This window comes from Haladaptatus litoreus (assembly GCF_900156425.1).
Classification (GTDB): Archaea; Halobacteriota; Halobacteria; order Halobacteriales; family Haladaptataceae; genus Haladaptatus; species Haladaptatus litoreus.
In genome coordinates this window covers 154,510-166,699 of record NZ_FTNO01000006.1, presented here as the reverse complement: position 1 = coordinate 166,699, position 12,190 = coordinate 154,510, and the positions used below count along the sequence as shown (strand labels likewise).

Here is a 12,190-nt window from a genome sequence, read left to right as displayed (position 1 = left end):
CGTTTTCTACGAGGCTGATGATGAGAGATCAGTCAGTTCGATCCATTCGGTACCGTTCGAGATTACAAGCTCCGGATAACCATCGGCGTCAGGATCCCACGACTGACCATCAGCGAGTGCGATACGACCGAGTTGGTGTTCAGGTGGGGTAGATCGGGGTTCGAATTCAAAAGACGATGCATCGCGATAGTTCCCGCCGTATCGATCACCTTCGAAGGTTTGTTGGGTTGCAGACGGCCACTTTCTCGACGATCCATCCACGTAGAGTGTACCACCGGTATGCTCGACGATGTTCTCGACTGCTCCCGCGACGAACGGGTTGTGGAAGTACGTTCCCTGTTCGGCTGATGCAGGGAATCGGGGTCCATTCTCGTCGATGTCTTGGATAACGGCTGTTCCGCGCACGTTTGCGAAGTAGGCGTTTTGGAAGATGTTGTAGATCGCCCGTGAGTCGGCGATATGGATCCCGTGGTGGGTTGCTTCGATATTCAGATAGCGGAAGTGGTTCGCAAACGAATACTCTCGAACTCGGAGGGCGGTGTCATCAGCGTTTTCGCCGGAACTGAAACTCCCTTCGATACCAGAGAATTGAACGCGGCGCATCTCTACACCGATGCCGCCTGCCGCATTGTGAACACCATAATGGTAGGAGTTCAGGATGAAATTCAGTTGGCAGGCACCGGTCCCATCTGGGTTACTGTTCGACGTCGAGAACCGTGACCAGCAGCTGTTGTACGCATCAGCCAAATCATCTGACCCCCAGACGAAGGTGAAGTCACCACAATCGCCTTCGAATCGAACTCCAACTATTTCGGTGTAGAACATCGCTGTCCCAGCTGAATCGTGGATCTGAATTCCGTTTCCACTCTCTGTTCCACATTGGATTCGTGACGATTCGAGTCCATCACCGTAGATCGCCCAGTTGTTTCGCAAATTATCGTATTCAGCAAGGTCGATTTTCCACGCAGACGTGCCGCTCCCATAGTAGCCACTCGGATAGTAGATGACACCGCCTCCGATCGCATCTAGTCGTTCGAATGCCTCCTGCATGCCGCCGGTTTGGGAGGGGGAGACATACGGATCAGTGCGCGTGCCACTCCCAGATACTACTGGGAGCGCGGATACGATCACGATATTCGACTGTTGAGCTACTTCGAGTTCGTTGACCGTGATCGATCGTACTGGAGATGATTTGCCCAGATGACTCGTCGATCCATTCTGTCCGCTGTGGTCGTGATCACGTGGTGCCCATGGCCTATGCCTTCGGTTGTAGTGTGAAGCTGGGTCATCATCGCCCTGGTTAAATGACGGCCAGAATGCGGTACTTCCGATCCCCATTGCACCCAGAAATCCGCGTCGGGAACTTGTTGGTGTCTCCTCTCCTCGGCGATCAGTGTCTTCTTGTGAGGTATCATCCATCACGGTCCAGCCTTCGTTGAAGGTGGTAAACACTTACTCATCAAATTGGGCTAGAGTAGAATATATTTGAAACCGAGATTTTACCACGAGGGATGTGATAAATGTATATTGTATACATATACAGTATTCCGATATAGCATTACTTTTTCAAGGAAAGTCGGGGTTTCTATTCCTGCTCGCTCAACGACTCCTTCAGAAGGGGGTGGGCAGTAAATAGTGATTCGATGAACTACCCGTTAATGAGATCTCTGTGAAAGTCTTGCTGAAAATAGATAAATACTCACTTAATAACCGTACCATGTTTGGATAAGTGTCTATAAATCCTGTCAACACCTTGTTTATATCAGTACCTAGATGATCAATAAGAGTACCATATGGCAATACTGGATCGCGGAGACGGTACTCCATAATATCCGGGAAAGTGACACACCGGATCCAGTTCCCTTCTTCGAGACGATGGATGGCAAACTTGAGACCAGCTAGGCACTAAGGAAATACAAATGGGGGAAGAACGACGGTGACTATCTCTATTTGCTCTATCTCCTCGATAAACCAGCTGAGGATGCGACTGCGATCGCCCCGGTTTACATCGGCGAGTCCAATAACATCAGTACGCGAATCGGTAATCACTCGCGAAAGATTCGAGCTGCGCTGCCGACGTCGACGTGGGAAGACGATGGAGATTGGGGGAGTTTTTCGAAATACGATCACATTGCACTGATTCAGGAACACACCGAACAGCCGCTATACGTCTGGATTATCGATGTAGACGAACTGAATGCGGGTCCATACGGCTATCCAACGTATCGACAGGAGTTGGAAGCGAAACTCGTCGGTCTCGTTTACGCACAATCGCAGTACGAACGGATGAGTGCGAATCGGGAGTTCGTCCCGAATCGTATCCTCTATGAGATCGGGCAAGTCGGTCCGGACTGGGTCGCAGTGGATAGTGAATCGGTAGGTGACTCACAGCCAAGTAATGAACAGAGACCCCCTCAGGCAGCGGATTCGAAAGCCGATCGTTGGTACCAGTGGGTCGGTGGGACGATCATCGCGGACATACAGGAAGATGTGAGTCCGGATCCGATTCCAATCTTCGCTGAGGATGGGTTGGAGGTGCAGTTGACGGAGGACGGCAGTCTGAAGCGCTCTGCAGCGATTGATGAGCAGATTCGTCGAGCAGGATTACACTGCGTCGATTCGGGTGGTGTCCGTGAGGATGGCTGTGAGGGTCTGCTGTACATGATGTACCAACTCGATGCGCCAGTCGAAGATGTTGATCCAGTCGATGTGATTCCACGGTATATCGGCAAAGCGGAAGCGTACGGAAAACAGCGCGAGTTGAGTTCGAACTTCGTCGAGATCTCGAAGAATCGAAACGCGACACGAAGTTTTGCACGATGGGGTGACGGGAATTACTGGCACAGTGGTGAACTCTCGATGGCACTCCGTGGTGAGGACGAGCGAAAGGCCCACTGGGCGGATGCATTGTTTGAGCCGGGGAGTCGGACGCTAAAAGAGCAGACGTATTTGTGGGTGTATGCTTGGAGTCAGGATAACGATGGTCCGTATGGGGTGCCAGCGACACTTGCTGAAGTCGAACCGTTGTTGATCGGGCTTGCCTACGACGTATATCCAGAAACGTTGTTGAACAAGAGTGGGACGCCTGATGATGCGCCCGTGAAAACTAGAGGGGTCGAGGATGAGTGATTCGCGGATTCGAAGTATCGGTCCAATGTTCGGTGGTGCAACGAATTATGTTCGAATGTCGTGGCATACTGCCAGCTAGTCCAGTCAGTGCGATCAAACTACTGGCAGCCAGAAGCTGATTCAATCAACTGTTTTAACGATGGGAAAAAGTCACCGAGATTTCTATTCAAGATGAGTGATATCAGTACACGATGACCAACTATAGAATACACGTTCAGACGAAGAAGGCTCTCAGAAAAACCGTTCAAGAACCTTCTTTAGCTGAAATGCAGGCGGGTAAGCCCCCTTCCTCAAGGAGCGAGCACCGCGAGCGAGTAGGGAGGGGGCTTACCCGCCGTCTTTGGTTACTTTCACTGTACGGCATAGCCTTACTCCTTTGGCGGTCGAAATCAGTAGTAAGACACTCACTGCAATGCGTCCGGTGTTCAAACGCGACAAACAGCGTGCACCGGACGTGGTGGCTGAGTGTCCATCTGGTAGGAGTGGGACACTCCGAACCGCCTGTACGGTAATGAGAAACAGTGTATATGTGTGGAATACGGCGACCGAACTCCACGTTCGAAATCTCCGGGAGGAGTCGGAAATCACCAATTATTCTCTCGTTTCGTTCTGTGTTGTGGACATACTCTCCCAGGAGAGGGAACGACACATTGGCATGGTTCATCGGATACGTGATCAATGTATCCACAGATCGGTTGTCCGATCGAGTTTGTTGGGTTACTTCGAGGCATAATTACTATACTGGGTTGAATAATATATTCATTTTCGAGTTTTATTGAGGTATGTCTGACTTCCGTCTAACGACGGTCGGTGAAAGTACATATATTTCAAACGGCATTGATATCCAGTTGCCACCTGCGCCAGCAACAATTGTACTAGCACCGATAAGGAATGTTCGCGGTTGTTAGATGGCATACAGTGGAATCAATGAAGACATGCTTTTTTCGAATTCAACAAAGAAAAAGAGAGAATGTCAGTAATTCAGTGATCTACATTCTATCGGCTGAATAACTATAGTTCAGAAATTTAAAAGATAGGGCTATTTTGCTGGAGCACATAACGATGAGGGACACAGAACATGTTCCGGGCTAAGATTTATTTCGATTTACAAAAGGACTGTATATTGAGCGAAATCACATCACTAAGTGATCAACCATTTAATGTTACACAAGAAGAAGTTCGGGATGACTATTTTATCACTTTCGTAATTGAAGCGGGTGAGGAACAAACATCACTTAAAGGAAAATTGATAGCATCAGAGCAAGTAAAATCGGTCGAATCGCTTGATGAAAGCCGGTTACTTGTAACGAAAAAATCGTGTGGAGCGCTTCCAATCATCCGTCAGAACCACGGGATGCTAGATGGGATGGATAAAGTCAACGGTAGTCAGCGGATTTTTGATATCGTCGTATTCCGACGTGAAGACTTGAAAAGGATAATTGCGGAACTCTCTGAAATTGGCTCAGTAAGTCTTGGTAAATTATCCCCATTTGAACCTCAATCACGACTACTTTCTTCTAGACAAGCAGAAGTCATCGAACTTGCTTTGGTGTCTGGATATTATGATTGGCCTCGAAAAATCGAAGCACAAGATTTAGCTTCGAAGCTAGATATTGCGCATCCCACATTCCTCGAGCATCTCCGGAAAGCAGAAAAAAAGTTATTAATCGATGCACTTGAAAAGAAGACTCAATCTGCTACCGCTCCAGCGGAACGTAAGTTTATACTCGATAATAGTATTTAATGCCCCTACGTGTGTAGGGACAAAGTAGACTCTCTTCACATATGTTAGTTTAGGACATGGCAACTCGTGACATAGGTAGACGAGGGTTTCTCCGAGTGACCACCGCTGGAACTGCTGTTGGGCTAGCAGGATGTTCAAGCATCCTTTCAGGAAATAACAACGATAGTGATGGGAAAGGAAAAACGATTTCCTATCTTAGCGACCGCGGCGATTCGAAACAAATCATTAACGAAATCATTGGCGAATTCGAGAAGAATCATGACTACAAAGTGAACGTTACGTACACATCAAAAGGGACATCAACAGATCAACAATTACAAAAAATGGTGGCCGCTGGCAATCCACCGGATCTTATTTTTGATACTTCTGCCGATGCGTACCGATATCAAAGAGATGGTGATTTGGCAGCGATTTCGAATGTTGTCCAAGATAGTGAACTCCCGGACCCAGTCAATGTGGATGGGGAATCATACTTCGCACCGACAATGGTCGAGCCCCTGATGTTCTGGTATCGGAACGATCTCTATAGTTCGAACCCAGAATCCTGGTCTAAGTGGGAAACGGAGGCGAAACAGGTCTCCCAATCAAATAATATCAAAGGGTTTGTTATTCAATCTGGACAGACGAACAACGCAGACACGCAAATCACACAATATCTGTGGCAAAATGATGTAGATATCTATAACGGTCCATCCGATAACATCCAAGTTACCATCGCCGACGGTGCTAATCGGCAGAAGGCAGTCGAAACCTACCAGTGGCTGAAAACGATGAGCCAATACTCCCCCAATGGTAGCGGATGGGAATGGGGAGATGCAATTGAGGCGCTTCAGCAGGAAAATGCAGCAGCAATAGCAAGCGTCGGCGGGCTACCGATTTTAACCATTGCTGAGAATCGCCCAGACTTAGTCGAAAAATTGTCTCCATCACCGTACCCACATCCACAGGGCACAAAGCAGAGCAAGTGGTGGGCGTATATGGAAGGGCACGTCGTTCGGAACGATGGAAAGGCAACCGAGGGCGCAAAGGCCTTTGCCGACTTTTTCTCAAGATCGGATAAATTCATGGATTTCGTCCTTTCGGCACCACTGTTTCAGTTCCCTCCCACACGGAAAGGACTCGACAGCAAAGCGGTCAAGAACAATGAAACGATTCAGAACCACCCAGCAGTGATGAAACTCGTAAAAGAGAATTGGGACTCGTTCTCGACGATCTTGGCAACTGGAAAAGATGGGGCACCAAATATCGTTGCGGCTGATGCATACGGTCAACAGTTGCTCGGACAATCGGCTGACCAACTTCTTGTTGGTGGAAAATCTCCTGAACAGACAGTGGATTGGGTCGCAAAGCAGCTACAGGGGTTGAAGAATTAATGAGTATGGAAACACGAACTGCCCACTCTCGGCGGTTTTTCGGCGGACGTCGGTTCTTACTGTTAGTCTGCTTTCTACCACTTGTGATATTTTTCACAGTTGTGTGGGTGCTTCCGATACTTTATGCACTTAATATGAGTCTCTTCTCCAATCCCACACAGGAGGCTGTGTTTGTTGGGCTCGCCAACTATACTGAATTATTATCGAGTCCTGGCTTTTGGACATTTCTTTGGAATAGCGTTGTCTACGCCCTTTCCACGACAATTCTTAGTCTCTTGGTCGGGCTTGGGCTCGCACTTGTCGTAAATCAGCGAATAAAAGGTCGAAGTATACTACGAACGATGATGATATTCCCATATTTGCTCCCAACATTAGTGGTGATCTTCCTATGGAAATTCATCCTTGATCCGAATGTTGGAATCCTCAATCAGGTTCTTGTCGATGCTGGGCTCATTGCACAGCCTATTGGGTTTTTCTCGTCTCTCAAGTGGGCGATGGCAGGAGTCGTCGTAACGAGTGTCTGGAAATTTGGCTCGTTCTCTTTTTTCATTCTTCTCGCCCGTCTTCAGGCAATTGATCCCGATTTGTATGAACGAGCGCGGGTTGAAGGTGCCACTACGTGGCAAGCATTCCGTGATATCACGTTCCCGCATCTGAAAGGTGCGATTCTTATCATACTCCTCGTCCGAGGGATATGGATGTTCAACAAATTCGACATTATTTTCCTCTCAACAAACGGAGGGCCACTAAAAGCAACAACAACCCTCCCAATCCGGGTTTACCAGCTCGCCTTCAACGAGGTAAACTTCGGTGCTGCAACAGCATTGGCTGGAATAATGTTTTTCCTCCTCGCGGTTGTCGCAACCGTGTACTTTCGGGTGTTCAATCCAAGTGAGGAGGTGGGTGCCTAATGGCTACCAGCTCAAAAGGTGCAGGAAGCATTGTTTCTCAGAAGAGACAGCAACAAATCAAACGAGTTGGAGTCTATACTACAGCGATTCTCGTTTCTATCTTCGTCACGATTCCGGTCTACATCATGCTCTTGTTATCGTTCCAACCGCCTGAGGTGGTATTCTCTGGAGGACAAGTGAATTTGATCCCACAGACGCTGACATTCCAGAATTTCAACGAGTTGCTAACTACGACAAAGACGGTTCGATACATGACCAACAGTATCATCGTCACTGGAAGTTCAATGGTTCTCTCGACAAGTATTGCTGTCATGGCCGGGTATGGGCTTACTCGGTTTGATTTCCGGGGTAAGAGCCTCACTGCACGTGCGGTTCTTTTCTCGTATATGTTCAGCCCGATCGTACTCGCCATCCCGTTGTACGTGCTTTTCTATACGGCTGGGCTGTTGAATAGCTATTTTGCGCTCACACTCTCGTTGACGGCGATTTCAACGCCCTTTGCGATTTGGTTAATGTGGCAGTACTTCCAGACAATTCCAATTTCGCTCGAAGAGTCGGCATGGGTTCGCGGAGCGAGTCGGTGGCGCACGGTTCGAGATGTTGTCTTGCCGGTGGCTCGGCCAGGCTACATTTCAGCTGCGATTTTTTCGTTCGCAGTCGCGTGGAATGACTTCACGATGGCTCGAGTCGTGATGAGTAGCGACAATATGTACACGATTACGGTCGGTGCGAGCTTGTTCCTTGATCGGGTATCTGTCGGTTGGAGCGAGACGATGGCCGTCTCGTTTCTGATGTGCATTCCACCCTTCCTAATTGCATTGTTCCTTCAAAATTACCTGCTCCAGGGATTCAGCGTTGGAGGTCTTGAGTAATATGGCAAAATCAATCCACCTTACAGAGGTACGCAAAGTGTTCAAATCTGGCGGCAAAGAGTTCGAAGCAATCGACAACCTATCCCTCGACATCCCGGCAGGGTCCTTTACGACTATCGTTGGGCCCTCCGGCTGTGGGAAGACGACGACACTTCGAATGCTTGCAGGGTTAGAGACGCCAACAAGTGGGCAAATCCACTTTGGTGAGGAGGAGGTGACCAATCTCAGGCCACAGGAGCGAAATATTGCAATGGTTTTCCAAAGTATCGCACTTTATCCACACATGAGTGTTCGTGAAAACATTGGCTACGGATTAAAGATCGCAGGGGTTTCACAAGCCAAGCGCAACGAGTCAATCAAAGAGGCCGCCCGGACGCTGCAAATCACAGATCAGCTTGACAAAAAACCAGCTGAGCTCTCTGGTGGTCAACAGCAGCGTGTCGCCCTCGGAAGCGCCTTCGTTCAGAACCCCGACGTGCTTCTCTTAGACGAGCCAATGAGTGATCTCGATGCTAAACTAAAAGCAGAGTTGCGAGTCGAAGTTCAGCGACTTCACCAAGAACTCGATACGACTGTTGTCTATGTCACACACGATCAAACGGAAGCGATGACAATGAGTGATAACGTTGTCTTGCTTAATGAGGGTTCTCTTGAGCAGTTCGATCCACCGAAAACCCTGTTCGATTATCCGAAGTCAGAATACGTTGCTCGATTTATTGGGACACCGTCGACGAACGTTCTTGAATGCCGGATAGAAATCATCGATGGGGTACCCACGGTCACAGGTCATGGATTAGAAATCCCATTACCAAACCAGGATCTATCCTCGTCTACTGGTGACGATATCAAAATCGGTATTAGACCACAGTATCTCTCGCTTGGAACTGGTGACCACTCAGTTGAGGCGACAGTTGAGGTCGTTGAGCCTCTTGGAACGGAGTCTGTAGTTCATGCTCGTACACTCGATGATACACGATTAGATATTGTTTCTGATGCCGCCGATGATCTCTCACCTGGGGAGTCGATTACAGCATCATTCGACCAGGATCATCTATATTTCTTCGATGCGGACGGAGCAACGCGGTTGTTCGGTGAGGAACTTACTGAAAACCAGTCACAAGCACAATGGGGGTCAGAACAATGACAACCGAAAAGTTGCCACTGTCTGATATTACCGTGCTTGAGCTGGGCCATATCGTTGCAGGCCCCTTCTGTACGCTCACACTCGCCGATCTCGGTGCAGAGGTGATCAAAATCGAGAATCCAAATGGGGGAGATGCTGTTCGTGACTCAAGCCCAACTGGAAATAGCTCGTTCAACTACGTCAACCGTGATAAAAAGAGTCTAACGCTGAATCTAAAGGCCGATCGCGGGCATGCCGTATTTATTGATCTCGTTAAGCAAGCAGACGTTATTGTTGAAAATTTCGGGCCGGGCACGACTGATCGACTTAACATCGGATATACTGATTTGAAAGAGCACAATGAACAGCTTATCTATTGTTCCATTAAGGGTTTTAATCCAGGACCGTACGAGGACTATCCAGCACTTGACCCGGTTGCAGAGGCGATGAGTGGCCTAATGAGTATGACAGGTAATCCTGGACAACCACCCGTCCGTGCCGGAACAAGTATTGCTGACATGGCTGCATCGCTGTATGGCGTAATCTCTATCCTTGGCGCACTTCTACAGCGAGATACAACAGCCTCGGGACAGCATATCACGGTTCCCCTGTTCGAAAGTACGGTTGCGCTGATGGGTTATTGGTTAGCATATACACAAGCCTATGACGATATCCCGGATTCTCTCGGTGCAGGGCACCCAAATTGGTCGCCATATGATGTTTTCCAAACCCAGGACGAGGAATGGGTTTTCGTGGGACCGTCGTCAGAACGTCAGTGGAAATGGCTCTGCACGGAATTTGACCTTCCATTTGATGATGATGACCGATTCGCTACAATCGAGGCTCGACGGCAAAATGACGATGAGCTAGTAACATTACTTCAGGCCGAATTTCAACAGTTCGATCGAGAGGAGCTTGTTTCTCGACTTCGTGATGTGAACGTCCCGGTGGCGCCGGTGCAGAACCTCCAAGAGGTTGTCGACGATCCTCATCTAAACATGACTGATGCACTCACAGAAATAAACACTGTAGAAGGGAACGAAAAAGCGATTCAAGTACCTCGATTTCCAGCACAAAGCACTGGATTTCAGCAGGGAAAAAATCGAGATCCTCCACAGTTAGGAGAAAATACGATCGCGATTCTCACCAAGTTCGGATATTCAGCAGAAACAATCGAACAACTGGCGTCGGATCAGATTATCTGATATCCTTTGCGAGGGCAACAGCCTCTTCGAGTTGAAGATCTTCATTTTGACTGTCGAGTTCGGTAAGAAGGAGTTCAATTCGATTGTCAGTTGGATCCCGATTTGCTCGTTCTAGTAATTTCTTCGCTGCCCCTGTTCCCGTTGATGGCCCGAATAGCAGGTGCCGTTGTCCTCCAAAATCAGCAGGGTCAAATGGTTCGAATGTTGCTGGAGTATCTAGCATCGCAGCTGTATGGAGGCCAGATTCATGTTCGAATACTCCCTTGCCTAAAATCGGTTTCTGTGGTGCGATATCCTCATCAAGGATATCAAGAATTGATTCGAGTGCAGAAATTAATTGACTCTTGTTGACGCCAAGCTTGGTAGGATCACTTTCTCGAGACTGGGCAATAACGTACTCCTCAAGTGCTGTGTTTCCTGCTCGTTCTCCAACGCCGGCAACAGACACATCGATTTTACCCACACCACAATCACTTGCTGTAAGTGCATTTGCTGTTGCTAAGCCTAAGTCATCATGAAAGTGAACCCCAACCTCAGACAAGTCAGTAGTCAGACCAGTGAGCGTTTGTTCGACCATTTTAGGAGTTTGGGATCCTACGGTATCGGCAATTGTAATGTAATCTGCGTTCACACGCTCGATAATTTCATTTAGGAAATCGATTTCTGTTCGAAATCCGTCCATTGCGGAGAAATGAACCTCACGTCCAGTCTCGTGAGCGTAATCAAGGGAGGCTTCGATACGTGAGAGTAGTTCTTCTTTACCGACTCCAAGAATATGAGTACGCTGCAAATCGCTCGTCGGGGCGAATAGGTCAATAACATCAACTCCTGCATCTGCTGCTGCATCGATATCACTTTGAATTGCACGCGCAATACCAGTCGTTTTTGCCGTAATATCAAGATCAGTACAGACTTCCTTTGTCTGGGAGTCAACAACTGGAAACCCAAGCTGGATATATTCTACACCTAATTCTGAAAGATTTTCTGCTACAGCTATTTTTTGCTCGGTGGTGTACGTATATCCGGATCGTTGCTCACCCTCACGTAGTGTAAGGTCTAACAGTTCCATACAATATGATGTCGGAGAGACCGTATAGACTTTCCGAGAAACAGATATTCCAATGAAAATTTCATTATAAGTTTAGAAAATGACGGGGAAGAACCTCACTCGTCATATATCACTGCAAAAGGGGCTTAGCGCCTGTATTTAACTAAAAATAAAACTATAGCGCTCACATGATCGATTGTGCAAGCACAAGCGCCTCATCTTCATTCATCAGACCTTCATCCGCGAAGAGCTCAAGAAAGCGTTTAATTCGTTGCTTCGTCGGTTCAATACTAGCACGAGGTAACAGCGTTGAGGGACCCGAGGCACCGGTACCCTTGCCAAACAGTAATTCTCGACGACCTCCGAATACATGAGGGTCAAATGGTTCGAAAACGCTTGGTTCTTGAAGCATGACCGCTGTGTGTATTCCTGATTCGTGTTCTGTTACTTCCGAACCGAGAATTGCTTTTCGCGGGGCAGGAGCATTCGATTCTTCGAGAATATCAAGAACCGACCGACACGTTGGAATCAATTTGTCCTCGGCAACATCAAACGACGTATTATGTTCGACGATTCCACTGACGATAATTTCTTTGAAAGCTGAATTGCTGGCTCGTCCATTGAGTGAGGCACCACTAGCATCTGCCTTCCTAACGCCAACTTCGTATATTTGTTCAGGAACTGGCGTTCCACAGTTTTTACACTTCCACGTCGGATAAACACACCTTGTTCCCTCGTAAGATTCTGTTTGAACTTGAGAATCGCACCGCATGTACACTGGTATG

Annotated in this window: 10 protein-coding genes; 7 read left to right on the top strand and 3 right to left on the bottom strand. The window is 48.0% G+C overall.

The features are described 5' to 3' along the window. Nucleotides 1-6: 6 nt before the first annotated feature. Nucleotides 7-1,050, bottom strand: a complete 1,044-nt coding sequence (locus BW974_RS20675; protein ID WP_076432547.1) for a hypothetical protein — start codon at nt 1,048-1,050, stop codon at nt 7-9. A 900-nt stretch (nt 1,051-1,950) separates the two neighbouring features. Here BW974_RS20675 and BW974_RS20670 point away from each other — a divergent pair. From BW974_RS20670 to BW974_RS20640, 7 genes are all read left to right on the top strand, one after another. Further along, entirely contained in the window at nt 1,951-3,129 is a 1,179-nt protein-coding gene (locus tag BW974_RS20670) for a GIY-YIG nuclease family protein (protein WP_217694380.1), read from the top strand. 1,123 nt (nt 3,130-4,252) lie between these two features. After that, complete coding sequence (locus BW974_RS20665) at nt 4,253-4,873, top strand: helix-turn-helix domain-containing protein (RefSeq protein WP_217694379.1); 621 nt, start codon at nt 4,253-4,255, stop codon at nt 4,871-4,873. Nucleotides 4,874-4,929: 56 nt separating this feature from the next. Further along, complete coding sequence (locus BW974_RS20660; RefSeq protein ID WP_084186418.1) at nt 4,930-6,246, top strand: ABC transporter substrate-binding protein; 1,317 nt, start codon at nt 4,930-4,932, stop codon at nt 6,244-6,246. Next, complete coding sequence (locus BW974_RS20655; protein ID WP_076432543.1) at nt 6,246-7,157, top strand: carbohydrate ABC transporter permease; 912 nt, start codon at nt 6,246-6,248, stop codon at nt 7,155-7,157. The genes BW974_RS20660 and BW974_RS20655 overlap by 1 nt, the downstream gene beginning before the upstream one ends. Continuing rightward, nucleotides 7,157-8,029 carry a carbohydrate ABC transporter permease gene (locus tag BW974_RS20650; RefSeq protein WP_076432541.1) on the top strand — a complete coding sequence of 291 codons (873 nt, stop codon included), beginning with the start codon at nt 7,157-7,159 and terminating at the stop codon, nt 8,027-8,029. The genes BW974_RS20655 and BW974_RS20650 overlap by 1 nt, the downstream gene beginning before the upstream one ends. 1 nt (nt 8,030) lies before the next feature. Beyond that, a complete protein-coding gene (locus BW974_RS20645; RefSeq protein WP_076432539.1) occupies nt 8,031-9,173 on the top strand; it encodes an ABC transporter ATP-binding protein in 1,143 nt (380 codons plus the stop codon). Next, complete coding sequence (locus tag BW974_RS20640) at nt 9,170-10,357, top strand: CaiB/BaiF CoA transferase family protein (protein WP_217694376.1); 1,188 nt, start codon at nt 9,170-9,172, stop codon at nt 10,355-10,357. The genes BW974_RS20645 and BW974_RS20640 overlap by 4 nt, the downstream gene beginning before the upstream one ends. Here BW974_RS20640 and BW974_RS20635 read toward each other — a convergent pair. Together BW974_RS20635 and BW974_RS20630 are read right to left on the bottom strand one after the other, a co-directional pair. Then, the gene (locus BW974_RS20635; RefSeq protein ID WP_076432535.1) at nt 10,350-11,426 is read right to left on the bottom strand and encodes a LeuA family protein; all 1,077 of its coding nucleotides are present in this window, start codon (nt 11,424-11,426) and stop codon (nt 10,350-10,352) included. The genes BW974_RS20640 and BW974_RS20635 overlap by 8 nt on opposite strands. Before the next feature lie 163 nt (nt 11,427-11,589). Next, nucleotides 11,590-12,177 carry a homocitrate synthase/isopropylmalate synthase family protein gene (locus tag BW974_RS20630; protein ID WP_217694386.1) on the bottom strand — a complete coding sequence of 196 codons (588 nt, stop codon included), beginning with the start codon at nt 12,175-12,177 and terminating at the stop codon, nt 11,590-11,592. Between the last annotated feature and the right edge of the window lie 13 nt (nt 12,178-12,190).